This window comes from Acinetobacter sp. ANC 4470 (assembly GCF_002135335.1).
In the GTDB taxonomy this organism is placed as follows: Bacteria; Pseudomonadota; Gammaproteobacteria; order Pseudomonadales; family Moraxellaceae; genus Acinetobacter.
On the sequence record NZ_NEGC01000001.1, the window covers coordinates 660,718 to 685,412 of the forward strand.

The following is a 24,695-nucleotide window of genomic DNA, read 5'->3' on the forward strand; positions in this document are numbered from 1 at the left end:
TATAAACCTTGATGCTGCCATGTACTTAATCAGTGCTTATCTTGCAGGTCAGCCCTGAATTTTGAGTAAGACTGTCCATGCCACGTTAACTCGCAGAATGTTTTGGTAGTATTGGAGATTATTTCTTAGCCAATCGTGCACAAATTTTCCAATCAAAAAATCAGTGACGGACGTAACAACCGCCCTATTAAGACAGCATGGTTTTAACCTGATCTTGGAAGCAGCTTTTTTAAATGATTAAATCCATCCGATTAGCGTACCCAACGTACAATATAATCTTCAATGTCATCTTCATTGACTTCAACTTCAGAAATACAACGACCTGCTGCCGATTTTTTTGCTTGGATCACACTGCTGCGCGTACCTGTATTTAAATAATGCCAAGAGGGTAATTTTTTCTGTTCCTTTAAACGACGGTAAGCACAACTTGCTGGCAGCCAATGAATGGTTGCTAATTTGTCTGGTGTTAATTGAATACAATCAGGGACAAACTCAAGACGCTGTGCATAATTACTACAACGTGCCGTTTTGCAATCTAAAAGTTTACAGGCCACTTTGGTATAGGCCACTTCTTGAAGCTCTTCATCTTCTAATTTAATTAAACAACATAAACCACAGCCATCACATAACGCCTCCCATTCAGCAGGATTAAGTTCAGCTAAAGGATATTTTTTCCAGAATTGTGGACGTAATTGCTCGATCATAAAAGTGAAAGAATAGAGAATAATGCTTATTATAACGTGTTCAAGTTCACGATGTATGAAATGTTATTTTTACTTTTAATCATATACTTACAACCAAATTGAACATTTTTTAAACAGAAAAATAACAATCTTATAAATTTCTAAGCTCTATACTGAACCTACTTTTAAAATAACAATGTATGGAGAAAGCGTATGTTTCGTTGGGCAATTATTTTTGCAGTGATTGCATTGATCGCCAGTTTACTCGGCTTCGGTGGCGTCGCAGGCTTATCGAAGGACTTTGCGGTTATTTTACTTGTAATCGCAGTTATTTTAGCGATTGTCGGCTTCCTATCCCGAGGCAAAGTATAACGACCTCCAACATGTAAAATAGGAACTTAGTATTGTGAAAAGAGTCTAATTGGGGCTCTTTTTCATATTTAAATTTTATCAGCGACATCACATAAAAAACTTGAAGTTAATTGATGAAACATATGTTCTCTCTCAATTAACTTCAAGCCGATATTCATTTTTCTAAGCTGAAGGATACATTTTTAAACGATTGCTTAGTGTCTTAAATGGCGTGGTCTAAAACCTGTCGCAAGTAAACCAATGCTATAAGCCAACACCCCCACCACACACAGCCCGATCACTTCAAAAATACGAATCCATTGTGATACCTCGCCATTATACCAAGTCAAGGCATACCAAAGCACCGCAATCATGCTGATATTGGCGATAGCAAACTGAAGGAAAAGTTTTTTCCAATGTGCCTCAAAGCGGAAGATATTTTTTTTGTGCAGGTAGAAATACAACATCCCCGCATTGACCAAGGCAGAGCCTGAAGATGCCAATGCCAATGCCATGTGCTCTGCTTCCCAATGAATCAACTTAAAGAAACCAATAAAAATCACATTTAAAATCGCATTGGCTGCAACAGCCATTAAGCCCACACGTACAGGTGTTTTGGTGTCTTGTTGTGCATAAAAACCTGGCGCAAAAACTTTAATCAACATAAAGGAAATCACCCCAGCGCTCATACATTGTAATGCCAGTGCCGTCATTTGCGTGTCTTCTAGAGTAAACTGACCGCGTTGGAACAATGCTTGAATAATAGGGGTGGACAGCATAAATAAGGCGATGCTGGCTGGAATACCCACCAACATCACCACTTTTGCAGCCCAATCAATCATGCCACGGAACTTGGTCTGATCTTGCTCGGCATGGCGTGCCGACAAAGACGGTAAAATCACCGTACCAATCGCAACACCAATTAAGCCCAAAGGCAATTCAGTCATACGCTCCGCACTGTATAACCACGAAACTGAACCATCCTGCATAAATGATGCCCAAATGGTGTTCAATAGCAGATTAATTTGCGTCACCGACACACCAAATAATGCAGGAAGCATCAGTTTCATGATGCGATCAACACCTTCATGTTTAAAATCAACTTTAGGTGGAATCAGCAGCTTTTTATGCCATAACTCTGGGATTTGAATTGCCAGTTGCAGCACACCTGCGACCACGACAGCCCAACCCAATGCCATAATTGGTTCAGCCATATACGGTGTTAACCACCATGCCCCTGCAATCATGGTGATATTTAATAAAACGGGTGCAAAAGCGGGCGTTGAGAATGAACCGTAACTATTTAAGATACTGCTGGCAAAAGCAGTCAATGACATAAACAGTAAATAGGGAATGGTCAAACGGAACATGTCTGTTGCTAAAGTAAATTTTTCAGGGTCATCATGGAAACCTGGTGCATAGATATACAAGATCGCAGGTGCAGCAATCATCGCAATAAACGTCAAAGCAGTCATGAAAGTCGCTAAGCAACCAAACACTCGACTAATTAGAATTTGAACTTCGGCATGTGTTTTGGTGCTTTTATATTCAGTTAAGACTGGAATAAAGGCTTGTGAAAATGCCCCTTCGGCAAATAGCCGCCGAAAGAAATTCGGAATACGAAACGCCACTACAAAGGTATCGAAATCTTTACCTGCACCAAATACATTAAGCAAAACGATGTCTCGGACTAAACCCAAGACCCGAGACAACATCGTCATTGCACTAACAATAAAGGTCGATCGCCAAAGCGCCATCGTTTCCACCTAGTCTTAAAATAAGTCGCTATTGTAAAGAAACTCCATAGGAATTTCGTTGTTAAATCATAAACTCAAGTTGTTATTTATTTGCTTTACATTGTTGTATTAATGCTCTGGTTTTTGACCAATCAAAAAATGGCCCTGGATCGGTTTTACGTCCATGTGCAATATCGGAATGCCCTGCCAAATGCTGTAATATTTTAGGATATGCCGCCTGTAACACAGTAATCACTTCAGCTAAAACCGTGTACTGAATCTCTTCAAAAGGCATGTCATCACTGCCTTCGAGTTCAATGCCAATCGAATAATCATTACATTCTTTTTGGGCTAAATAACTTGAACGTCCTGCATGCCAAGCACGGTCATTAAAATTGACGAATTGCAAAACTTCACCAGTTCGCAAAATTAACAGATGGGTGGAAACCAGCATCCCTTCAATCGTTTGAAAATAAGGATGTACAGACCAATCGAGCTGATTTTGAAAAAATTGTTCAATATAGCCACCACCAAACTGCGAGGGTGGCAAACTAATATTATGCACCACCACCAATTGAATTTCGGTCTGTTCAGGACGTTGATTATAATTTGGGGATGCGATTTGCCTTGCACCGATTAACTGACCATCGATGACCTGAAAAGACGGTGCATGTTGCATATTTCTATCCTGAGTCTTATTGGTTTAAGCTGCTGATTTTAGCGCAATCCTTAAACTTTAAGCTTAAAATCTAAAATTACAAAGATAAAATCCATGGAAAAAACATTTCTTTTAAATGAACAATGCTAATATAACGCGCAATTTTCATGGGTTAAAAAAGATACGGACATACTTATGAGCATCTCTCCATCGCTGCTTGAACAATCGATTCAAATCAATATTCAACACGCATTACAAGAAGATATTGGTGCAGGTGATCTCACCGCTTTATTAACTCCTGAAGATGAGCAAGCCACAGCGACCATTATTAGCCGTGAAGAGATGATACTTGCAGGGCAACCTTGGGTGAATGCGTTAATTCAAGCCTATGATGCCAATGTACAAGTGACATGGCTTAAAAATGATGGCGACCGTGTTCAAGCCAATGAAGCTTTTTTAAAATTAGCCGGTTCGGCACGCAGCTTATTGACGGTTGAACGTCCTGCACTGAACTTTGTGCAAACTCTATCGGCAGTTGCGACAAAAACAGCTGAATATGTCAAACAACTTGATGGCTTAAATACTAAATTATTAGATACCCGTAAAACCCTACCAGGCTTACGTATTGCACAGAAATATGCAGTGGCGATTGGTGGTGGACAAAACCATCGTTTAGGTTTATTTGATGCATTTTTAATTAAAGAAAATCATATTATGGCGGCAGGCGGTATTGCACAAGCGATTGCCAAAGCCCGTCAGATTGCCCCAGGTAAACCCGTTGAAGTAGAAGTAGAAACGTGGGATGAACTGAACCAAGCTTTAGAAGCACATGCCGATATCGTGATGCTGGATAATTTTAGTCAGCAACAAATGGTTGATGCGGTTCAACATGTGGCAGGTCGTTGTAAATTAGAAGCTTCAGGCAACATTACCATTGAAAATTTACGTGAAGTAGCAACGTCTGGTGTAGATTATATTTCAATGGGTGTTTTAACCAAAGACGTAAAAGCGATCGATTTATCCATGCGTTTTAATGCTTAAGTTTGCTCGGTGTCATTCTCTGCTTTAGAAGCTAAATCTTGAATTTCAATGGATGGTTTTTGTTGTTGCCAAGCGGATTGCTGAGACTTTTGTGCTGATGTTCGAGGATCACTGGTCATTAGTGCCAATGTTACGATTGATATTAATACAATTAAGATATTCAGCATTTTAGACTCCTGAAAGTGAAAAGCTTAGTCTAAACAGCAAATATGAACATCGTCTTAAGCCTGTGTTTAAAAGGGTACAGTGATTGCTCCCTTTTTGTATCTGACTGTTTTTGTTTTTAAATTTTAAAAAGCCACAGATAGAATAAAACCCCATCCAGAACACTGTGATGGGGTTTTATTCTTCATCTAAAATACAGCTCATGGTGCATTTTAGAAATCAACAACTTACCAGCCTAAAGCTTCTTGTTGTTTTTTAATTAACGCTTGAATACCTTTTTCAGCCAATTCAAGCATTTCGTTGCACTGTGTACGGGTAAATGGTTTTTCTTCAGCTGTTCCTTGAACTTCAATAAACTCGCCAGATTGTGTCATCACCACGTTTAAATCTGTTTGACAGCTAGAATCTTCTTCATAACAAAGATCCAGCAAAGCTTCGTCCTGATATATACCCACAGACACTGCCGCAACCAAGCCTTTAAGTGGGTCTTGCTTAATTTTCTTTTTCTCAAGCAATACATTCATCGCATCAATTAAAGCCACTGCTGCGCCAGTAATTGCAGCGGTACGTGTACCACCATCAGCTTGAATCACATCACAGTCAATGGTAATGGTATTTTCACCCAGTTTTTTCAAATCAACCATGGCACGTAAGCTACGACCAATTAAACGCTGGATCTCTTGGGTACGACCACTTTGTTTACCACGCGCCGCTTCACGGTCGCTACGGGTATGGGTCGAACGTGGCAACATACCGTATTCTGCTGTCACCCAACCCTGCCCCTTACCTTTAAGGAAACGTGGCACTGAATTATCAATACTGGCAGTACAAAGAACTTTAGTATGACCAAATTCAATCAATACTGAACCTTCCGCATAACGCGTATAGTTACGGGTAATTTTTACATCACGTAATTGATCTAATGTACGTTGGTCGATACGCATAATGGGTCCTTATTGGGGCTAAAATTCATTGCGGCTGAGTATAACAGAAGCAGATCAGATGATTTTGCTACAACTTGACGGTTTTTAAATTATCGTCATTTATTCAAGAACCCATTATATAAAGATCAGACGCATTCCTATCCTTGGATATACGGAAACATCATTCACCGCTTCCCGATGTAAAATCACCTCTGCGGTAAAAACAAAAAGGGATTGATCAACACACTTTGATCAATCCCAAAAAAGCATTTAATAACAGGCTTAAGCAAATATGCCTTTCACCTTTTGCATAGACTGCGTCAGGCTAGATGACCATTGATTCGGTAATGAACATTTGGCTAAACGCACCCAGACACTACCAAACTGCTTCATAAAACTGGCTTCATTATAATGAATACCATATTCTGCACATAAAGCACGAATTTTAGGTGCTGCTTCTGCATAACGATTGGCAGGCATATCTGGAAATAAATGATGTTCAATTTGATGACTTAAATTGCCGCTTAAAATATGCAACCACTCTGTTCCGGTAAAATTACTTGAGCCACGAATTTGGCGTAAATACCACTCTGCACGCGTTTCATGTTCAGTATTATCTGCTTCAAAGGTTTCTGCATCTTCAGTGAAATGACCATTAAAAATCACCGCTGATGACCATAAGCTACGAATCACATTGGCGACAGCATTGCCCGTAAACACAGGAATCGCATTGGGTCCTGCAATCAGCGGGAAAAATACATAATCTTTGGCGACCTGACGCACTGCTTTCTTACGGAATTTCGCTGAATCTTTCCAGACTTCTTTCCATGTTTTGGTTTTATAAGCCACAACATCTTCTATATGCAAATTTTGTAAGCCTACATACCATTCAAAAAACACCATCAATTGAATGGCCAAAGGAATATTCAATAAAAAACGTGGTTCCCATTTTTGCGACTCGCTGACACGCAGCAAGCCATAGCCAACGTCATGGTCTTTGCCAACAATATTGGTATAGGTGTGATGGATATAATTATGTGTGTATTTCCAATCATCGCCTGCAGAGATGGTATCCCAATCATAATTGGCACCATTTAAGCTTGGGTCATTGAGCCAGTCAAACTGACCATGCATCACGTTATGCCCTAACTCCATATTTTCTACAATTTTAGAAATACCCAATAAACCGGTACCCAACAGCCAAATGGGTGGAATCCAGCCACCGAACATCAACATGCCACGTGATGCAATTTCACTATAGCGAACAAAATTACGAATTTTATAAATGTATTGGGCATCTTGCTCACCAATACTGTCCATAATTTCACGGCGGATGACATCGACTTGTTGACCAAATTCTGCAATTTGTTCAGCACTTAGATGTTTAGATTTACTGTTTTCTAGAAATTTAACTGACATATTCATTGTTTTTCTCCTCAGCTAAAATAAGTACGATGTATCGTTAAAGATTAATCACCACGGGACTTACCGCTTGACTGATACACAATTTAATTTGGATATTGCTAGTGTGGTCAATTTCACCGGTCAATAAGTTTTTGGTTGAACCACTCACTTTGGTACAGGTACAAGTATTACAAATACCCATACGACAACCATGTGTGGGTCTTAAACCCGCCTGTTCAGCACTGTCCAGTAAATTGCTCTTGGCCTCAAACTCTTGTTGCGCACGTAAAAATACCACAGGCTGTACAGATGCTGTTTCATCGACCAGCACTTGGAAATATTCTTGTTTCAGCTGCTGAGCAATACCCAACTGTTGATAAATTTGATTGAGACTTTGCATCATGCCCGCAGCACCACAGGCATAGCTTTGACGCTGCCCGAAATCTGCCACCGTGCTTTCCAGCAGTTGTAAAGTTAAATGTTGCTGCTGTGCCACGGTATTAAAATAATGATATTGCAGCTGTGGATGTTGCTCTGCCAGTTGCAACAATTCGGCATGAAAAGCCTCATCACGGCTAAAATAAATCAGATCAATCTGGCGCATCTTTTGGTTAAGTGCTTGTTGCAAAAGTGCATAAATTGCAGTGATGCCACTGCCTGAAGCCAACAATAAAATAGAGTCTGGAGATGAATTTAAGCTGAAATCACCTTGAGCCTGCGAAATTTCCACCACACTGCCGACTATCAAATGGGTTAACGCATGGGATACTTTACCCTGACGTTTCACCGCAATAATAATGTTGCCAGTATCGGTCATTTTCACAATCGAATAATGACGTTGCTGACGCACACCTGCGATCACCACGGTCACTAAAATACTTTGCCCTGCACAAAAAGCCTCGGCTTGAAAGTTATGATTCGGTTGCAGCTGAATTTGATAAAAATCAGTCGCAATGGCTTGAATATCAACAATCGTGGCTTTGACTTTTTTCCACGCCCACAGTGGATTTATTTTTTCAGCAATAAAATCGACGAAATCTTCTCGAATCCATTGCGGCTGATACTGCATCACATGACTCATATGACGTTCCTCTTTTATTGCTGGCTATTTATTTGAGTGAACAGATGTTCTTATAGTGAACACTTGTACACTATAATTATTTTTTAATTCAGTCAACACCTGTTCACTGACATTCGTCGTTTAATTGCTTTTTTTTTGATAGACTTCGCTCAGGATTTTTTTAGGGTAGTCGAATGTCGATACGGGATGAGCGCAAACAACAGAGCCGCCAAGCGCTTTTAGATGCTGCACTGGCTTTAAGCACGTCTGGACGTTCTTTCAGTAGCATTAGTTTGCGTGAAATCGCACGCCATGTCGGTTTAGTACCGACGGCTTTTTATCGCCATTTTCAAGACATGAATGAGCTTGGACTAGAACTGGTCGATCAAGTTGCGCTGCATTTAAAAGGCATTTTGCATCAACTGGGACAAGCCTATATTTATCAACCCAATACCAAAACAAAAATTAGCTTAGACCTATTTTTCCAAGCCGTTGAGCATAATCCTGAACCTTGGGTATTTTTGATTGCAGAGCGCTGGGGCGGCTCAGAAGTGATTCGGCATGCGATTGCACGTGAAATTAATTTTTTAATTGAAGATTTGGCCAATGATTTAGCGCAAATGGAAATGGTCAAGCACATCCGCAATGCACAAGACTTACAAGTGCTTGCCAATATTTTAATTAATTTATCCTTTACTTGGGCTATGACTTGGATGAACATTGGTCGTCAATATCAAGACCAAGCACGCTTAGAACAACAAAAACAATTTAAGCTACAGACCATTACCCAAGTTCATTTAATTTTTCGTGGTATTTCCAATTGGGATATGGTGCAAACGACAGCAGCGGAGTGATCCAAACGCTGGAATATCAGATATAAAAAACCCGCAATTTGCGGGTTTTTTAAAGCAGAAAAAAATTATTTTGCTTTACGCTCTTTTTCCACCAAGTAGCTCACCACTTGCGTTACTTTACTATCTTCACCTTGCACCACATATTTACCATTCACTACTACTGCAGGAACACCCGTCAGTTGATATTGCTGTGCCAACTGTTTTGCTTGTGCCACTTTTGAGGTAATGGCAAATGAATTAAACATGCTGTTAAATTTGGCTTCAGGTACGCCATATTTAACAAAGAATTTAGCTTGTGCTTTTTGATCAAAAATTTGTTGACCACCCTCATGAATCGCATGGAATAGCGGAAGATGGGTTTTTTTACGGATGCCTAAAGCCTCAGACACATAATAACCACGCGCGCCTTGCTCCCATACCGGATTCATTGCAGCCGGTGTACGGATAAAGTTTACATCTTTAGGAATCTGCTTTAACCATGCTTGCATATGCGGTTCTAATGTAAAGCAGTGCGGGCAGCCATACCAAAAGAATTCACGGACTTCAATTTTCCCCGGCACTTGAACTTTACCTGGATTGGCAACCACGGTGTAATCTTTACCCGCAACAAAATTGGCAGCCATTGCCGTACCTGAAAAGGCAAAAATAGCAGTAGCAACACTACTTAAAAGGAATTTTTTCATTGACCTTATTGTCCTCTAAATCATTATGCTGAGTTTATACGATCACTATAAATCAATTATCTCAAATTCGTTTTCATTCTGTGAACTTTTTTACAGCTTTTATCGCTTTTTTTAGAATTAACGCTACACTAATATAGATGAGATTTTTAAATGATAACGACTTAATTGAGGTGACACCGATGTCGCAATTGAATGTTGATCCACAAGAAATTGCCAAATTTGAAGCATTCGCAGCCATATGGTGGGATCAGCATTCTGAGTTCCGTCCACTGCATCAAATTAACCCTTTACGCTTAAATTGGATTGATGAACATTCAGGTGGTATTAGTGGCAAGAAAGTACTTGATGTCGGCTGTGGTGGCGGTATTTTATCTGAAAGTATGGCGCGTCGGGGTGCTCAGGTTTTGGGTATCGACATGGGTGCAGCCCCGTTAAATGTAGCGCGTATTCATGCCGAACAAGAAGGTGTGAGCAATATTGAATATCGTCAAGTTCCTGTAGAAGAATTAGCCCAAGAACAAGCAGGACAATATGACGTGGTGACGTGTATGGAAATGCTGGAGCATGTGCCCGATCCAGCATCGATTATTCAAGCTTGCCAAACATTGGTTAAACCGGGGGGTCATGTGTTTTTTTCGACCATTAACCGTAATCCAAAATCGTATTTATTCGCCATTATTGGTGCGGAATATGTATTACGCATGTTGGCAAAAGGTACTCACGATTATCATAAATTTATTAAACCGTCTGAACTTGCACATGATATTCGTAGTGCTGGCTTAACCCTCAAAGACATGACTGGATTACATTTCAATCCGTTGACGAAGCGTTATTGGTTGGCACCAAATGTTGACGTGAACTACATGGTGTATACCGTAAAAGCAGGTGCCGAATGAAAGCGGTCCTATTTGACCTAGATGGTACACTCATTGACACTGCTGCTGACTTTATTCGCATTATTCAAGACATGTGCCGCGATAAACAATGTGACGTGGTGGCTGCGGATCTGATTCGTACCCAAGTGTCGGAAGGCGCACGTGCCATGGTGAAATTGGTCTATCCAGAATTGGATGTCGAAGATCCGGTTTTTCTCGCCCATCGACAACGCTTTTTAGATGTCTATGGCGACGATATTGCGGTAGAAACTGACCTATTTGAAGGCATGTATCCGCTACTGGAAGCCTTAGAAAGCCAAAATATTCCGTGGGGTATTGTCACCAATAAGCCGCGCTGGTTAAGTGAAGCCTTACTTAAAGCGCTAAATTTGACCAATCGTTGTGCTGTTTTGGTCTGTCCTGAAGATGTCAGCAAGACCAAACCCGATCCTGAACCGATGTATTTGGCAGCCAAACAAATTCAGATTCCACCAGAACAATGTATTTATGTTGGTGACCACCCACGTGATATCGATGCCGGTCGTCATGCCCATATGTACACCATCTTAGCGGCTTATGGTTATTTACCATTACAGCACAAAGATGACTTAACAGCATGGCAAGCGGATTGTATAGTAAACACTGTTATTGAATTACAGCAAGTGATTCAGCAATTGGTCAAGCCAAAGCAACAGCACCATTCTCTGATTTAATAAACACATAAAAATACAATAAACGAGGAGATCTGCAATGAAATATTCAGAATACCAACCTCGCCCCGATCTGTTAAAAGATCGCATTATCCTGATTACAGGTGCGGGCGATGGGATTGGCCGTGCAGCAGCACTGAGCTATGCGCTACACGGTGCAACAGTGGTACTGCATGGACGTACCTTAAATAAGCTTGAAGTTATTTATGATGAAATTGAAAGTTTAGGTGCACCACAACCAGCTATTCTACCTTTGCAACTCTCCAGTGCCTCTCCTCGAGATTATGAATTACTGGTCGATACTTTAGACAAACAGTTTGGTCGCCTAGATGGCATTTTGCATAATGCCGGTATTCTGGGCGAACGCACAGAACTCGCCCATTATCCAATTGATGTTTGGGATGATGTGATGGCCGTGAATCTACGTGCGCCATTTATTATGACTCAAGAGCTGTTACCACTGTTACAAAAGTCTGATCATGCTTCTGTGGTTTTTGCCAGTTCAGGTGTAGGCCGCGAAGCACGTGAACGCTGGGGTGCATATTCAATTTCAAAAATTGCCATTGAAGCTGTAAGCCAACTCTTTGCCAAAGAAAATATCTACCCCAATGTACGTTTCAACTGTATTAATCCGGGGGCGACCCGTACAGCCATGCGTGCCAAAGCTTATCCAGATGAAGATCCTAAAATCTTAGCAACACCTGAAATGATTATGCCGGCTTACCTGTATTTAATGGGTGAGGACAGCTTAGAGATGAATGGTGAAAGTATTGATGCACAGGATTAGACTTTTTCATAAGTCATTTTTGATTAATACTAATGGTTCGTAAAGCCAAAATTAAATTTTTTTAGCAGGTATTAGCTTCATGAGTGTGGCATGGATGCCGCACGTTTCCCATCACGACAGGGATGTCGTGTATGGGAAACAAAAGGTTTTTTTTTTGCGGACTCAAAATATATTTTGAGGTTCTCATTTTGACCTTTCAAAAGTAGAGATAATGCCTACGCGAAGGCATAAAAATTGAATCAATCGAATGAGGCAATGCTGATTTTAAAAAATCGAATATTGAAAGTTTTTTGATTTATGCAATTTATCTATTAATCTTTAAAACTAAAAAGGAAGCAGTTTATGCTTCCTTTTTTATAGCTAATTTTTTAAAGCATTCCGCTGTCTATTACACAAATACGCCTTTAAATCGTATTTTTAAATAGATTTTATAAAGATATACGGTTTTCCAAATCAAACTTATCTAGCTATGCTAATCCTCAGGGCAAAACACCACATTTGAGGAATCTAAAATGACCGATCAAAAACGTAAAATTGACACTATTCGCTCGATTAAAAGCTTACAACTTTCAAATGCCTTAATTATTGGTCTAAATGATGCCAAACAAGCAGAAAGCATTGCTGAAGCCATTCGCTCCTTACAAAACTTAACCGAACAATGGAACTAAAAACATTCTCGCCTAAATAGGTGCAATCATCTGTTATTGCATTTTGACATAATCATTTTGAACCCATAAAATGAATTTCAAAAATGAGATACTATATTTTAATCAATATCCTGTTTTTATAGTATTTAATATAAACAATAAAATATATTAAGATTGTTAAAATGCAAGATATTGATGCAGAATATCCTTATTATCTCTGTATTTTTTAATAAATGAGTGATTTATCTTCACAGTTTCTCTGCAATTATTTTGTACATTAGTATTCGTGAAATTAATAATTTTTATGAGGGTTCAACATGAAAAAGATTTTGACAATTTTGGCAATTTCTTTCAGTGCATTGATGGCAAACAGTGTAACCACTGCTGCACCTCATGATAACGGTCGTGATTGGGATCAACCACGTCAGCACTCTTCTAATAAAGGTCGTGACTTTCGCGATAATGACGACGATGACCGTATGCAAGATAAACGCCGAGTTCGAGAAGAACGTGGGGTAAAACGTTTACAACAACATAAATGGCAAGCAGGTTACGTAATGCCACAGCATTATCGTGGTAATGGTTACAAAGTAGATTATAAAGAACATGATTTACCAAAACCGTCGCGTAATCAACAATGGTACAAAATTAATAATGATTATATTTTAGTCGACACTAATAGTAATAATATTATGCGTATTCAAGGGTTCTAAATCCTGTTCTGAACATCCTAAGCTCAAACTGAAGTTTGAGCTTTTTTTATGTGTCACATATTGTTCATTTTGTCGCCAGCCCTTTATCTATAAAGTTTTCAGTGTTTTTACCATCTTCTTTTTTTCTCCACGAATTTCACAATTCAACTATACAGCTCTCATTTTTTATCTCTAATTTTTCGTTAATTTGAATACAACGAAATAACCGTTCTATTTAAAATTAGGTGAAAGAAATGAAAAAAATTCTAACAACAATTGCGCTCTCTTTATCTGCATTAATGGCGACTTCTGCAATGGCAGCAACGGATCATCGTTATGACGATCAGCAACGCTATAACCATACTCAAGACAATCGTTGGGACAATAACAACCGTTATGACAACAAACGGGTAAACCCGAGTCGTGACTGGCGTGTGGGTCAAACCCTACCACGCCAATACAGTAGCTCACGCTTTCAAGTCAGTGACCGTGAAGCACGCCGCTTGGCTAAAACAGGCCGTTACCAGCAATGGTATAAAGTAAATGGTGACTATGTGCTGGTCAATGAACGCACTAATCGTATTATTCGCATTCAAAACTAAGTCATTTAACTTCAACCATTTTCATTTCTTAAAAACACTTTAACCACCGTTAAGGTGTTTTTTTTATTTTATTCTTCCGCTCAGCTTTTTTTTGATTAGAATCATGTATAGGATTTTATTCTTCATTTGAGATAGGTATGCACACGAATTCCTCTGAAACATCACAAAGCACAACTTTGCAATATGTGCATTGGTTTCGACATTCTGCGCCTTATATCAATGCACATCGGAATAAAACCTTTGTTATTATGTTTGATGGTGAAGCGGTACAACATGAAAATTTCCAACATATTATTCATGATATTGCCCTACTGCATTCGTTAGGCATTCACCTGATTTTAGTTCATGGTGCACGTTCGCAAATCAATCAAAATTTAAAAGCCAGTGGTATTGAAACGCCATTTCATAATCACCGCCGAATTACCACACGCGAATCCTTAAGTTGTGTCATGAACGCAGTCGGTTCTATTCGCTTGCAAATTGAAGCGTTACTTTCTATGGGGCTGGCCAATTCACCCATGTACGGCGCACGTATTGATGTGATTTCAGGCAATTTTGTCACCGCAAAACCGTATGGCATTCGTGATGGCATTGATTTTCAACTGACAGGTGAACTGCGTACCGTAGATACTCAGGCGATTCAGCGCCATCTTAAAAATCACAATATTGTCTTGCTTGGTCCAACAGGTTATTCCAACACAGGTGAAGTTTTTAACTTGGTCGCAGAAGAAGTGGCAACCAACACCGCGATATTACTTAAAGCAGATAAACTGATTTTCTTAGGTAAACAGCAAGGTTTAGTCAATGAATTAGGGCAATTACAACGTGAAATTGCTCCACATCAACTTGATCAGCATATTTTACAATATCAAGATTCAAATCCTGATATTGCCTTACAGCTCCGTGGTGCAAAAAATGCCTCGCTTCAAGGGGTCAATCGAGTTCATCTCATTTCTTATACTTACGATGGTGCATTACTGGAAGAACTTTTCACCCGTGATGGTTCAGGCACCATGATGACCGATGCCCATTATGAAGAGGTTCGCACTGCCAATATTCAAGATGTTGGTGGCTTGATGAATTTACTTCGTCCACTCGAAGCTGAAGGGATTTTGGTTTATCGCTCACGTGAACGACTAGAAAGTGAAATTGAGCAATTCGCGGTGATTGAACGTGACGGGATGATTTTAGCCTGTGCAGCGCTTTACCCCATTCCAACGTCCGCCAATGACATTAAATCAGCTGAGATTGCCTGTGTCGCGGTCGATCCAAGTTATCGAAAGTCTAATCGCGGTAGCCAAATTTTGCATTATTTGGAAGACAAAGCGAAACGCTTAGGCATTCAACAACTGTTTGTGTTGACCACACGTACCGCGCATTGGTTTGTGGAGCATGGCTTTGAGCCTGCCAGTGTCGATGATCTGCCGAATACACGTCAGGCGCTGTATAACTATCAACGTAATTCATTGGTGTTCAAAAAGTCACTTTAACGTGGCTTTTTTTATTTTTGCTATATCTTTATTTTTTATAACTTTATCTTGCATTTGAGTGAATCTAATGCATTTGACTTATGTTATTTTTTTCATAAGCTTATAATCGTGTCATATTTAGAATAAAATATAATAAATATCAATATGTTAAAAAATAAATCCGCATGTTTTATTGACAATAAAAATCATTTTTTTAGCAAAGCTTTGCTGTTTTTTATTTATCTTTTTTATTCATGATCAATCCCTATTTTTTTATTTTTTTCGAAAAAGAAAAGGCTTTAGCCTGTGTGCAATATTCAACACTTCCTGTTGCGGAGCATACTTTCATGAGCGTCATTCAAGCACCTTTTTTAGCGAAATTTCTGGTTCTTTCTTCAGTAATTGCCGGTGCAATGATGATGTCAGGTTGTGGCAAAAAACCGGCTGAAACGGTGACCTTAAATATTGGTTTTCAAAAATATGGTTTATTACCCATTATTAAGGCACAAGGTTCTTTAGAAACAGCCCTAAAAAAACAAGCCGTGACGGTAAAGTGGGTTGAATTCCCCGCGGGTCCGCAATTACTTGAAGGCTTAAACGTCGGTAGCGTCGTATTGGGTGAAGCAGGCGAAGCTCCACCCATTTTCGCTCAGGCAGCAAACTCAAACTTGGTTTACATTGCCAACCAACCCGCTGCACCTTTGGCAGAAGCATTGATTGTACAAAAAGATTCACCGATCAAAAGCATTCAAGATTTGAAAGGTAAACGTGTTGTGCTGAATAAAGGCTCAAACGTACATTATTTATTATTAAAACTGCTTGAAGCCAATAAGCTGACGTTGCAAGACATTCAAGTGGTCTACCTGCCACCCTCTGATGCACGTGCTGCCTTTGAACGTGGCTCTGTCGATGCTTGGGTCATTTGGGATCCCTTCTTTGCCGCAGCAGAACATCAAATTGGTGCACGTGTTTTGGCAACTGGTCAGAACCTCGTCAGCAACCACCAATTCTATTTAGCTGATCGCAAATTTGCTGAACAAAATCCAGAAATCTTAAAAACGCTGGTGAATGAGCTGAACATCACTACACAATGGGTTGCACAGCATCAAGATGAAGCAGCAAAACTGTTAGAAAAACCCACAGGTTTATCTTTAGACATCCTCAAAACCTCTATTTCTCGCATGGGTTTTGGTGTGCAGCCCATTTCTGATGAAATCGTAAAAAAACAACAATATGTAGCGGATGCATTTTATCAACAAAAACTCATCCCCAACAAAATCAATATTCAAGCTGCCATTTTAAATAATACAAGTAAATAAATAATAGGAGCATCACCATGAGTGTACTTAAATCTTTTAGCCTAATTGGGATTACCGCACTAAGCCTTGCACTTGCTGCATGCCAAAAACCTGAACAAAAAGAAACCAGCTCATCTGCAACCAATACAAGTACGCCAATCAAAACATTGTCTATTGGCTACCAAAAATCATCATTAAATTTATTGGTTGCTCGTCAACAAGCATTATTTGAACAGCAATTTCCTCAAACCAAAATTGAATGGCGTGAGTTCCCTGCTGGTCCGCAAATGCTTGAAGCATTAGCTGTCAATGCAGTCGATTTTGGTTATGTCGGAAATACCCCGCCTATCTTCGCCCAAGCGGCCAATAAAGATTTACGTTACATCGCTTATGAAGTGGTGCCGGAACAATCTCAAGCTTTAGTGATTCCAGCAAGTAGCAGCATTAAAACCCTTGCCGATTTAAAAGGTAAACGTATTGCGGTACAAAAAGGTTCCAGTGCCCATGAACTACTGGCTAAGGTATTACAAAAAGCGAATTTAAGCTGGATCGATATTCAGCCCATCTGGTTGCCACCCGCTGATGCTCGAGCTGCATTTGATAAACAATCTATAGATGCTTGGTCAATTTGGGAACCCTACTTGAGTGCAGCTGAATTGGACAGTAAAGCAAAAGTTCTGACCAGTGCTGCAGATTTTCCAAAAACCTATTCATTTTATATTGCCAATCCAAAGTTCATTACTGAACACCCTCAAGCGACCCAGCAATTCATTAATGGTTTAAATACCGCAGACCAATGGATTCTAAAAAATCAAACGGTGGCTTTAGATATTTATGCACAAAGTACTGGTCTAAATAAAACCATTGCACAACATGTTTTTGATCGACGCTTAAAACCATCACCAATTCAGCCCTTAACGCCTGAAGTGATCCAGACACAACAAAATATCGCTGATTTATTTCAACAGGTTCAACTCATTCCACAAAAAATTAATGTTCAAGACGCGATCTGGACACTTCCGAGCAAAGACTAATTTATTCAAAATTAACTCAGGACATCTGACATGAAAATTTTTTGGTTTATTCCAACCCATGGTGATAGTCGTTATTTAGGGACCAGTAAAGGTGCACGCCAAGTCGATCATGCTTATATGAAACAAATTGCGGTCGCGGCAGATCACTTGGGCTATGAAGGGGTACTCATTCCAACAGGTCGTTCATGTGAAGACCCGTGGATTACCGCAGCAAGTTTAATTGATGCTACTCAAAATTTGAAATTTCTGGTGGCATTACGTCCGGGAGTAACAACGCCTGCACTTGCGGCACGCATGACTGCAACTTTTGATCGTCTATCCAATGGTCGAGTGTTACTCAATCTGGTGACAGGCGGTGACGAGCAAGAATTAAAAGGTGATGGTGTCTATGAAGATCATGCAACGCGCTATCAAACCGCTGCTGAATACACCAAAATTTGGCGTGAAATTTTAACCCGTTCGCATACAGGTGAATCCTTTACTTTCCACGGCGAACGCTTACAAGTCGATGATGCAAAACTACTATACCCACCTGTACAAAAGCCGTATCCACCGCTTTGGTTCGGTGGTTCTTCTGATGCAGCTCTTGAACTTGCAGCAGAACAGGTCGACACATATCTGACTTGGGGTGAACCGTCTGCTGCGGTGAAAGAAAAAGTACAGACCATGCGTGCTAAAGCAGCAGCTCGTGGCCGAACGTTAAATTACGGTATTCGCTTACACGTCATTGTACGGGAAAGCAATGAACAAGCATGGGCAGCAGCTGAAGAACTGATCCAATATGTAGATGATGCCACCATTGCCGCAGCGCAGAAAAAATTCAAGCAAATGGACTCCGTTGGTCAACGTCGCATGGCTGAATTACATAATGGTGATCGGACTAAACTTGAAGTTTCACCTAACCTTTGGGCGGGTGTTGGCTTAGTTCGTGGTGGTGCGGGTACGGCACTGGTCGGAGACCCAGAAACTGTCGCTGCACGTATTCAGGAATATGCAGATTTGGGTATCAATACCTTCATCTTCTCAGGCTATCCTCATTTAGAAGAATCTATTCGCTTTGCCGAATTAGTTTTTCCCTTACTACCACTGGAAACACGTCAAAAATTAGCGCAACCGAATTTAACAGGGCCATTTGGTGAAATCGTAGCGAATCACTATGTGCCCGATGCAGCAAAAAAAACAGTCAAAACTAAGGAGCCGGCTTAATGAGCAAAATCATTTCTGCCGAAGCCTTGGTCAAAACCAAGGTTTCACGTGGAACATCCTTTGGGCAGCATTTTCTGCCTTGGTTGTTCCCCATCGCACTGATATTGATTTGGCAAACCGCGTCGAGCACTGGGCTTTTAGCAAGCCGTATTTTGCCGGCACCGAGTGCTGTCGTGACTGCATTTTGGCACCTATTGATCAGTGGTGAACTTTGGCAACATGTCAAGGTCAGTGCTGGACGTGCCCTACTGGGTTTATTGGTCGGTGGCGGTCTGGGTTTACTGCTGGGTCTACTCAATGGCTCATCTAAACTGGCATCGACGCTACTAGATACCACCTTGCAAATGATCCGTAACATTCCAGCATTGGCTTTAATTCCTTTGGTGATTTTATGGTTTGGAATTGATGAATCAGCAAAATTATTTCTCGTGGCTATTGGGGTGTTTTTTCCAATTTATATTAATACCTATCATGGGATTCGTTCAGTCGACCCACAATTGATTGAAATGGGTAAAAGCTACGGACTTACACGTTGGCAATTATATAAAGAAATTATTTTACCGGGTGCAATGCCATCCATTTTAGTGGGCTTACGCTTTTCATTGGGTCTGGTTTGGGTACTGCTCATTGTTGCAGAAACCATTTCGGCTCAATCAGGTATTGGCTATATGACCATGAATGCACGTGAGTTTTTACAAACAGATGTGGTACTGGTCGGGATTTTGTTATACGCCCTACTGGGAAAATTTGCCGATGTATTGGCAGTGGCTTTAGAAAGATATCTACTGCGCTGGCATGCTGGATACCAAAAATAAGGAACGTCATGACTGATTTAAGTATAGAGCGCCATGTCGCTGAAGATGCTGCGACACATAAATATCCTGTCACTACAGACATTAACCCAAGCGCTGTCGTCGGTGCAGAAATTTTGATTGAGCAATTATATAAATTTTATGGTGAAGTCAAAGTTTTAGAAGATTTAGACCTACATATTCAGCCGGGAGAATTCCTTGCCATTGTCGGGCGTAGTGGTTGTGGTAAAAGTACTTTATTGCGTCTAATTGCCGATTTAGAACAACCGAGCTACGGTGAAATTAAATTTAAATCAGCACGACATATACGCGAAGGTATCACCAGTGATGACATTCGCGTGATGTTCCAAGACCCACGACTTTTACCATGGCGTAGCATTGAAAAAAATGTACAACTGGGTTTAGCCAAAGAACAGCAAAGCAACGCCTCCACCCTTTTAGAGAAAGTCGGACTAAAAGATAAAGCCGCATTGTGGCCTTCACAACTTTCAGGTGGGCAACGTCAGCGTAGTGCTTTGGCACGTGCACTGTCACACAAACCGCGCATTTTATTACTGGATGAACCTTTAGGCGCGCTCGATGCACTGACTCGTTTAGACATGCAAGCACTGATTGAAAGACTGTGGCGTGAACAAGGTTTTACCGCTATTTTGGTCACGCATGATGTTAGTGAAGCAGTACAATTAGCCGATCGCATTATCTTGCTCGACAAGGGACATATTGCTAGACAATTTAAAGTAAATTTAGCGCGACCACGGAAAAAAGATTATGCTTTTACCGAACTAGAGCAACAGGTTTTAAATGCAGTATTGGCAACATAATTTTTTACATATGAAATGGGTACATCACCATGGTTCAATGTGGGCTCATTTCATTATCTGTTGTCTAAATGTAAGCTTATGCTTGAATAATTTTAAGCATTCATGGATCAGTAGCGTACTTAAATGCAAGGCATTGCAAAATAGAAAAGTTCAATCTTATTGAAACATTTAATAAATATTCATTCATCTATTCCATCTGGTCTTTTTCAAGATACTTTTGTATTGCCCAAAAATAGAGCAATTTAATCACCAATCTAAAAAATAAATCACCAATATTCATCAAATTAAAACTTTTGCCTGTGCACAAATCTGGTGATTTGCCGTACAATTTAAGATTCCAATTCTTATTATTTTCACATTGCCGATGGAACAAAAAAAGAGTACTCAAAAACGACATCAACTGCTGAATGCAGCACTCGATGTATTTTCCCTTTATGGTTTTAATGGGGCAAGCTTAGACGAAATTGCTCAAATTGCTGAAATGCACAAATCTAATATTTTCTATTACTATGAAAATAAAGAAGCACTGTACGTTGAAGTGCTGACGACGGTATTACAAAAGTGGCTTTCTCCACTGCAAGTGCTAGAAACAGAACTTGAACCTGAAGAAGCAATCACCAATTATTTATTGCAGAAAATTGAAGTTTCGCGTACCCAACCGAAAGCGTCTCGATTATTTGCTTTGGAAGTGATTCAAGGTGCGCCGCATATCTTGCCTATTTTAAAAGGCCCATTAAAGAAATTGGTAAAACGTAAAGCCAAAGTCATTACCTTATGGCAAGAACAAGGGAAAATTGCTAAGGAAATTGATCCTGAGCTTTTAATTCTCAATATTTGGGCAATCACACAAAACTATGCGGATTTTGCAATCCAAATGGAAATGGTGACTGGTAAAACTTTACGTAACCGTAGTATGCAGCAACGTATCATTCAACATACTGTCCATATGATGTTATATGGCGTGATTCCTCGTGCATAAACCTTAAATTATCGTCCGCGATAATTTTGGCATACGACCATAGACCGCTATGGTCGCCGAAGTTCCCAATAAATGACTTACTAATAATTTAACAATAAAAACAACCGATTTCGGTTTTAAACAAAATGCTTTTGATAAAGTGCCAATAATTTTTGTGCACCCAATAATAAATTTTCTTCCCAGTCCAAATGTGCCGTATCGTTTGCGCCATCGGTAATATATTTGACTGAAATTAAGCGTACATCTAACTTTTTACACACTTTGGCCAAGGCATAACCTTCCATATCGACAAGGTTACACGGCACTTTCGGTAGACCTGTTTCAAAGCTGTCTCCCGTTCCACAAACCCCTTGGGCTAAATGTCCAAAATGCACATCTAAGGCAATTTCAGCTGGATAATGATGATCCATCGGGGTCACGCCCACCTGAAAACCCAATGGTGAAACATCCATATCCCGTTGTACAAACGTCATGACTTCAACCAACGCATGCGCATCAAAATGTGAACTGCCTGCCGTGCCCAAATTTAATAGCGTTTTACAGCCAGTTTTTTGAATCACCTCAAAGGCTTTGAATGCTGCATTGACTTTACCAATACCGCTGTAATGCACATCAATCCCTGCTTGCTCAAATAAGCCTTTCGATTCATTCGGCAATGCCATAATTAAAGCCACGTCAGAAATCATGTGATCTACTCATGGATAAAGATAAAAGATGTGCTCATTAGAAAAGAAAATGCCATCAGGTGCAAATTTTAATCCGCTTTTTCAAAGCAGAATTGAATCACTGATTCTTCGCCTCCAAAAGAACATTAAAATTATTGCTGTTCCAAATAGCTTTTTAAACACGGTGAAAAGAACAAATTACCACGGTAAAAACCTTGTGCTGTTTTACTGACCACCAACAACCATAACATCACCAATATCACCGCCAAAGCATAAGCAATAGACTGGATAAAACTGACGTGGATCTGTTGCCCCAAATTCAAGACTGCAAGGGTTAATACCCCCCAATGGAAAAGTTAAACCCCACCATCCCAAGTTAAAGGGCAAATCTGTTTTAGCCTGTTTCAAAGTAGTTAAAACAGCTATACCTAACCACCACACTGCAAAAGCCAGTAACAGCATACTAGCCACGATACCTGCTTGCTGAAAAAATACACCTAAGCTTTGCATATTCACAGCTGCCAAAACTTGCGGTGCTTGTGCACCCAGTACCAACAAGGCTAATGCACCTGTAGCAATCGGTCCCAATGCCAACCAACTGCTAATCGCCAACTCTTTGCTTGGCAATTGATGCAGTGCCAAGCGCAGCATTAAAATGGTTAAAATTGCAAAAGCGGGCAATACTGAAATACCCCATAGCACATAGCTCCCAACCAAAATACCTACCGCTTGCTGACCCACCGCAATATGTGGCAGCAACAAACCACCAGAAGTTGCCGCAACCTCACAGGCCACAATCGGCAATAACCACACTGCTGTCATACTATGTAATTGATGCTCCTGCCGACTGAACATACAAAATGGCACAATCCAAGCAATAGCAACCGCAAGCAATACATCGACATACCACAACATCTGCGCCAACTGAATCACCCAATCACCATATAAGTGAATTCCAAACTTGAACAAGCCATTAATAATGGTCGCAAGTGCCATCGGAATGGCACCTAAAAACAGACTCATACTGGCATGAGAAAAAATCTGTTTGGCTTCAGTCGGATAAATCAGCCAACGTAGCCCATATAAAATACAAAAAGTCATAAACCATAAAATATTCAAATGCCATAATGACGCCCCCAATTGCGCCATCATGCTGTGAGCAAATGGCAGTTCAGGTAAAATTAAGGCCACAACACCTGTCCCCATGCTGGCTGTAAACCAGTTTGGAGTAAATTGGCGAACAATATCTTGTATTTGTTCAAGTTGATAAAATGGCTTTTTCATCACTGTTGCTCATTAATGGCTATATTTATATTTTACGAGCACTCAATAATAAGAAAAATTGATTTATTTTTATTTTTTCAATCAATTTAATTGATAACAAACTCGATCTTTAATTAATTTTTTTGAGTAAAAACACAACAACAAGACGAACGCTAAAGATTATGGCAATATATAGCCCTGATAATTTTTCATTTATTGATTCGCCCATGAAGCTGCTCCGCCTGAATGCTTTAGCGCCCAATTTTCAATTGCCAAAAACTGCCGTCACCATTGGTAATTTTGACGGTGTACATCTGGGTCATCAGGCGATGATTGCACAATTAAAAAACCTCGCAACAGCACAAAATTTAAAAACATTGGTGATGATTTTTGAACCGCAACCTTTAGAATTCTTTAAAGGCTATGAAGCACCGCCCAGAATTAGTTCATTACGTGAAAAAGTCGAATATCTAACTGAACTGGGGGTCGACTATATTGCCATCGCAAAATTTGATAATCATTTCCGTAGCTTAAGTGCTGAAGAATTTGCACAAATACTCAAACACAAACTCAATGCAGACAGTCTTGTTTTAGGTGATGACTTTCATTTTGGCAAAAACCGTCAGGGCAACAGCGAATTTCTTCGTCACTATGGTTTCCACGTCACCAACTTAAATACCGTCGAACAAGCGGGTGAACGAGTCAGTTCCACTCGCATTCGCCAAACTTTACAGGCGGGTAATTTAGCACTTGCAGCACAATTATTGGGTCGCCCTTATAGCATCACAGGTCGGGTGCAATATGGTGATCAAATTGGACGAACGATTAATTTCCCGACCATCAATGTGCGCCTAAACCGTCATAAACCCTGTTTAAACGGTATTTACGGCGTTGAAGTATTGTGTGAAACCGAATCTTTAAAAGATAAAGTGAAGACTGATAATCCTGAAAAACTCGGAATTTCAGCTTATGACCCCACTGCGCTGTTTGGTGCAGGACATGTTGGTACACGGCCAGCCATCAAACAGGAACATCCTGAATGGCGATTAGAAGTACATTTTCCTGATGTTTCTGCTAATCTGTATGGCCTATTAATGCGGGTGACGTTCTTAAACTATTTACATGGTGAAAAGGACTATCCTTCGCTTGAAGCATTAAAAGCTGGAATTGATGATGATGTGGAGAAACTGCTTGAGTTTCGACAAAACACGCCTCATTTCCCCTTTTAAATCCCTAATTTTTTACTGTAAAACGCGTCAGCCTAAGCCTGATTAAAT

26 protein-coding genes and 1 pseudogene are annotated in these 24,695 nt (G+C 40.1%); 17 read left to right on the forward strand and 10 right to left on the reverse strand.

The window, feature by feature from the left end:
* Positions 1 to 251: 251 nt before the first annotated feature.
* The gene (locus tag B9T25_RS02995; RefSeq protein ID WP_086186976.1) at positions 252 to 704 is read right to left on the reverse strand and encodes a YcgN family cysteine cluster protein; all 453 of its coding nucleotides are present in this window, start codon (positions 702 to 704) and stop codon (positions 252 to 254) included.
* 192 nt (positions 705 to 896) lie between these two features.
* Between B9T25_RS02995 and B9T25_RS03000 the strand changes: the two genes are divergently transcribed.
* Complete coding sequence (locus B9T25_RS03000) at positions 897 to 1,055, forward strand: DUF1328 domain-containing protein (RefSeq protein ID WP_005006601.1); 159 nt, start codon at positions 897 to 899, stop codon at positions 1,053 to 1,055.
* Between the two features lie 194 nt (positions 1,056 to 1,249).
* On the opposite strand, the gene murJ is transcribed toward B9T25_RS03000, so the two are convergent.
* The gene (gene murJ / locus B9T25_RS03005) at positions 1,250 to 2,800 is read right to left on the reverse strand and encodes a murein biosynthesis integral membrane protein MurJ (RefSeq protein ID WP_171262700.1); all 1,551 of its coding nucleotides are present in this window, start codon (positions 2,798 to 2,800) and stop codon (positions 1,250 to 1,252) included.
* A gap of 73 nt (positions 2,801 to 2,873) precedes the next feature.
* Complete coding sequence (gene ampD, locus B9T25_RS03010; RefSeq protein ID WP_086186978.1) at positions 2,874 to 3,449, reverse strand: 1,6-anhydro-N-acetylmuramyl-L-alanine amidase AmpD; 576 nt, start codon at positions 3,447 to 3,449, stop codon at positions 2,874 to 2,876.
* A gap of 174 nt (positions 3,450 to 3,623) precedes the next feature.
* On the opposite strand from ampD, the gene nadC reads away from it, so the two are divergent.
* Entirely contained in the window at positions 3,624 to 4,469 is an 846-nt protein-coding gene (gene nadC, locus B9T25_RS03015) for a carboxylating nicotinate-nucleotide diphosphorylase (protein WP_086186979.1), read from the forward strand.
* Here the strand turns inward: nadC and B9T25_RS14525 are convergent.
* The 4 genes from B9T25_RS14525 to B9T25_RS03030 form a co-directional block, all read right to left on the reverse strand.
* Positions 4,466 to 4,636, reverse strand: a complete 171-nt coding sequence (locus tag B9T25_RS14525) for a hypothetical protein (protein WP_171262685.1) — start codon at positions 4,634 to 4,636, stop codon at positions 4,466 to 4,468. The genes nadC and B9T25_RS14525 overlap by 4 nt on opposite strands.
* Before the next feature lie 225 nt (positions 4,637 to 4,861).
* A complete protein-coding gene (gene rph, locus B9T25_RS03020; protein WP_086186980.1) occupies positions 4,862 to 5,578 on the reverse strand; it encodes a ribonuclease PH in 717 nt (238 codons plus the stop codon).
* A gap of 261 nt (positions 5,579 to 5,839) precedes the next feature.
* Positions 5,840 to 6,982 (reverse strand): fatty acid desaturase family protein, encoded by a 1,143-nt coding sequence (locus tag B9T25_RS03025; protein ID WP_086186981.1) that lies wholly within the window; start codon positions 6,980 to 6,982, stop codon positions 5,840 to 5,842.
* Positions 6,983 to 7,019: 37 nt separating this feature from the next.
* Positions 7,020 to 8,042 (reverse strand): flavin reductase family protein, encoded by a 1,023-nt coding sequence (locus B9T25_RS03030; RefSeq protein ID WP_086186982.1) that lies wholly within the window; start codon positions 8,040 to 8,042, stop codon positions 7,020 to 7,022.
* 173 nt (positions 8,043 to 8,215) lie between these two features.
* Between B9T25_RS03030 and B9T25_RS03035 the strand changes: the two genes are divergently transcribed.
* Complete coding sequence (locus tag B9T25_RS03035; protein ID WP_086186983.1) at positions 8,216 to 8,875, forward strand: TetR family transcriptional regulator; 660 nt, start codon at positions 8,216 to 8,218, stop codon at positions 8,873 to 8,875.
* 65 nt (positions 8,876 to 8,940) lie between these two features.
* On the opposite strand, the gene B9T25_RS03040 is transcribed toward B9T25_RS03035, so the two are convergent.
* The gene (locus B9T25_RS03040; protein WP_086186984.1) at positions 8,941 to 9,558 is read right to left on the reverse strand and encodes a thiol:disulfide interchange protein DsbA/DsbL; all 618 of its coding nucleotides are present in this window, start codon (positions 9,556 to 9,558) and stop codon (positions 8,941 to 8,943) included.
* A 179-nt stretch (positions 9,559 to 9,737) separates the two neighbouring features.
* Here B9T25_RS03040 and ubiG point away from each other — a divergent pair, with 179 nt between their 5' ends.
* From ubiG to B9T25_RS03100, 13 genes are all read left to right on the forward strand, one after another.
* On the forward strand, positions 9,738 to 10,454 hold the full coding sequence (ubiG, locus tag B9T25_RS03045) for a bifunctional 2-polyprenyl-6-hydroxyphenol methylase/3-demethylubiquinol 3-O-methyltransferase UbiG (RefSeq protein WP_086186985.1): 717 nt from the start codon (positions 9,738 to 9,740) through the stop codon (positions 10,452 to 10,454).
* Positions 10,451 to 11,146, forward strand: coding sequence for an HAD family hydrolase (locus tag B9T25_RS03050; RefSeq protein ID WP_086186986.1), 696 nt, complete (start codon positions 10,451 to 10,453; stop codon positions 11,144 to 11,146). Before ubiG ends, B9T25_RS03050 begins: the two co-directional genes overlap by 4 nt.
* A 37-nt stretch (positions 11,147 to 11,183) precedes the next feature.
* Positions 11,184 to 11,930 (forward strand): YciK family oxidoreductase, encoded by a 747-nt coding sequence (locus tag B9T25_RS03055; RefSeq protein ID WP_086186987.1) that lies wholly within the window; start codon positions 11,184 to 11,186, stop codon positions 11,928 to 11,930.
* Positions 11,931 to 12,442: 512 nt separating this feature from the next.
* Positions 12,443 to 12,598, forward strand: coding sequence for a hypothetical protein (locus B9T25_RS14530; protein WP_171262701.1), 156 nt, complete (start codon positions 12,443 to 12,445; stop codon positions 12,596 to 12,598).
* 296 nt (positions 12,599 to 12,894) lie between these two features.
* The gene (locus B9T25_RS03060; RefSeq protein WP_086186988.1) at positions 12,895 to 13,290 is read left to right on the forward strand and encodes an RcnB family protein; all 396 of its coding nucleotides are present in this window, start codon (positions 12,895 to 12,897) and stop codon (positions 13,288 to 13,290) included.
* A gap of 233 nt (positions 13,291 to 13,523) precedes the next feature.
* Entirely contained in the window at positions 13,524 to 13,871 is a 348-nt protein-coding gene (locus B9T25_RS03065) for an RcnB family protein (protein WP_086186989.1), read from the forward strand.
* A gap of 137 nt (positions 13,872 to 14,008) precedes the next feature.
* Entirely contained in the window at positions 14,009 to 15,361 is a 1,353-nt protein-coding gene (argA, locus tag B9T25_RS03070) for an amino-acid N-acetyltransferase (RefSeq protein WP_086186990.1), read from the forward strand.
* 326 nt (positions 15,362 to 15,687) lie between these two features.
* Entirely contained in the window at positions 15,688 to 16,659 is a 972-nt protein-coding gene (locus tag B9T25_RS03075) for a sulfonate ABC transporter substrate-binding protein (protein WP_086187045.1), read from the forward strand.
* A gap of 17 nt (positions 16,660 to 16,676) precedes the next feature.
* Complete coding sequence (locus B9T25_RS03080; RefSeq protein WP_086186991.1) at positions 16,677 to 17,672, forward strand: aliphatic sulfonate ABC transporter substrate-binding protein; 996 nt, start codon at positions 16,677 to 16,679, stop codon at positions 17,670 to 17,672.
* Positions 17,673 to 17,702: 30 nt separating this feature from the next.
* A complete protein-coding gene (ssuD, locus tag B9T25_RS03085) occupies positions 17,703 to 18,878 on the forward strand; it encodes an FMNH2-dependent alkanesulfonate monooxygenase (protein ID WP_086186992.1) in 1,176 nt (391 codons plus the stop codon).
* Positions 18,878 to 19,693, forward strand: a complete 816-nt coding sequence (ssuC, locus tag B9T25_RS03090; protein WP_086186993.1) for an aliphatic sulfonate ABC transporter permease SsuC — start codon at positions 18,878 to 18,880, stop codon at positions 19,691 to 19,693. The genes ssuD and ssuC overlap by 1 nt, the downstream gene beginning before the upstream one ends.
* An 8-nt stretch (positions 19,694 to 19,701) precedes the next feature.
* Positions 19,702 to 20,511, forward strand: a complete 810-nt coding sequence (locus B9T25_RS03095) for an ABC transporter ATP-binding protein (protein ID WP_086186994.1) — start codon at positions 19,702 to 19,704, stop codon at positions 20,509 to 20,511.
* A 364-nt stretch (positions 20,512 to 20,875) separates the two neighbouring features.
* Positions 20,876 to 21,490 (forward strand): TetR family transcriptional regulator C-terminal domain-containing protein, encoded by a 615-nt coding sequence (locus B9T25_RS03100; RefSeq protein WP_086186995.1) that lies wholly within the window; start codon positions 20,876 to 20,878, stop codon positions 21,488 to 21,490.
* Positions 21,491 to 21,606: 116 nt separating this feature from the next.
* On the opposite strand, the gene B9T25_RS03105 is transcribed toward B9T25_RS03100, so the two are convergent.
* A complete protein-coding gene (locus B9T25_RS03105; protein ID WP_086186996.1) occupies positions 21,607 to 22,176 on the reverse strand; it encodes a 5'-nucleosidase in 570 nt (189 codons plus the stop codon).
* A 131-nt stretch (positions 22,177 to 22,307) separates the two neighbouring features.
* Positions 22,308 to 23,439, reverse strand: a pseudogene (locus tag B9T25_RS03110) (TDT family transporter).
* Positions 23,440 to 23,645: 206 nt separating this feature from the next.
* On the opposite strand from B9T25_RS03110, the gene ribF reads away from it, so the two are divergent.
* On the forward strand, positions 23,646 to 24,647 hold the full coding sequence (gene ribF / locus B9T25_RS03115; RefSeq protein ID WP_086187046.1) for a riboflavin biosynthesis protein RibF: 1,002 nt from the start codon (positions 23,646 to 23,648) through the stop codon (positions 24,645 to 24,647).
* Positions 24,648 to 24,695: the final 48 nt, after the last annotated feature.

Bases quoted from the DNA above. Each gene is read 5' to 3' on its own strand.
- B9T25_RS03040 (WP_086186984.1), bottom strand. From the start codon at position 9,558: ATGAAAAAATTCCTTTTAAGTAGTGTTGCTACTGCTATTTTTGCCTTT.
- B9T25_RS03030 (WP_086186982.1), bottom strand. From the start codon at position 8,042: ATGAGTCATGTGATGCAGTATCAGCCGCAATGGATTCGAGAAGATTTC.
- ribF (WP_086187046.1), top strand. From the start codon at position 23,646: ATGAAGCTGCTCCGCCTGAATGCTTTAGCGCCCAATTTTCAATTGCCA.
- B9T25_RS14525 (WP_171262685.1), bottom strand. From the start codon at position 4,636: ATGCTGAATATCTTAATTGTATTAATATCAATCGTAACATTGGCACTA.
- B9T25_RS03000 (WP_005006601.1), top strand. From the start codon at position 897: ATGTTTCGTTGGGCAATTATTTTTGCAGTGATTGCATTGATCGCCAGT.
- B9T25_RS03075 (WP_086187045.1), top strand. From the start codon at position 15,688: ATGAGCGTCATTCAAGCACCTTTTTTAGCGAAATTTCTGGTTCTTTCT.
- B9T25_RS03105 (WP_086186996.1), bottom strand. From the start codon at position 22,176: ATGATTTCTGACGTGGCTTTAATTATGGCATTGCCGAATGAATCGAAA.
- B9T25_RS03095 (WP_086186994.1), top strand. From the start codon at position 19,702: ATGACTGATTTAAGTATAGAGCGCCATGTCGCTGAAGATGCTGCGACA.
- ampD (WP_086186978.1), bottom strand. From the start codon at position 3,449: ATGCAACATGCACCGTCTTTTCAGGTCATCGATGGTCAGTTAATCGGT.
- B9T25_RS14530 (WP_171262701.1), top strand. From the start codon at position 12,443: ATGACCGATCAAAAACGTAAAATTGACACTATTCGCTCGATTAAAAGC.
- B9T25_RS03035 (WP_086186983.1), top strand. From the start codon at position 8,216: ATGTCGATACGGGATGAGCGCAAACAACAGAGCCGCCAAGCGCTTTTA.
- B9T25_RS03080 (WP_086186991.1), top strand. From the start codon at position 16,677: ATGAGTGTACTTAAATCTTTTAGCCTAATTGGGATTACCGCACTAAGC.
- B9T25_RS03060 (WP_086186988.1), top strand. From the start codon at position 12,895: ATGAAAAAGATTTTGACAATTTTGGCAATTTCTTTCAGTGCATTGATG.
- ubiG (WP_086186985.1), top strand. From the start codon at position 9,738: ATGTCGCAATTGAATGTTGATCCACAAGAAATTGCCAAATTTGAAGCA.
- ssuD (WP_086186992.1), top strand. From the start codon at position 17,703: ATGAAAATTTTTTGGTTTATTCCAACCCATGGTGATAGTCGTTATTTA.
- ssuC (WP_086186993.1), top strand. From the start codon at position 18,878: ATGAGCAAAATCATTTCTGCCGAAGCCTTGGTCAAAACCAAGGTTTCA.
- nadC (WP_086186979.1), top strand. From the start codon at position 3,624: ATGAGCATCTCTCCATCGCTGCTTGAACAATCGATTCAAATCAATATT.
- B9T25_RS03065 (WP_086186989.1), top strand. From the start codon at position 13,524: ATGAAAAAAATTCTAACAACAATTGCGCTCTCTTTATCTGCATTAATG.
- rph (WP_086186980.1), bottom strand. From the start codon at position 5,578: ATGCGTATCGACCAACGTACATTAGATCAATTACGTGATGTAAAAATT.
- argA (WP_086186990.1), top strand. From the start codon at position 14,009: ATGCACACGAATTCCTCTGAAACATCACAAAGCACAACTTTGCAATAT.
- B9T25_RS03025 (WP_086186981.1), bottom strand. From the start codon at position 6,982: ATGAATATGTCAGTTAAATTTCTAGAAAACAGTAAATCTAAACATCTA.
- B9T25_RS03055 (WP_086186987.1), top strand. From the start codon at position 11,184: ATGAAATATTCAGAATACCAACCTCGCCCCGATCTGTTAAAAGATCGC.
- B9T25_RS02995 (WP_086186976.1), bottom strand. From the start codon at position 704: ATGATCGAGCAATTACGTCCACAATTCTGGAAAAAATATCCTTTAGCT.
- B9T25_RS03100 (WP_086186995.1), top strand. From the start codon at position 20,876: ATGGAACAAAAAAAGAGTACTCAAAAACGACATCAACTGCTGAATGCA.
- B9T25_RS03050 (WP_086186986.1), top strand. From the start codon at position 10,451: ATGAAAGCGGTCCTATTTGACCTAGATGGTACACTCATTGACACTGCT.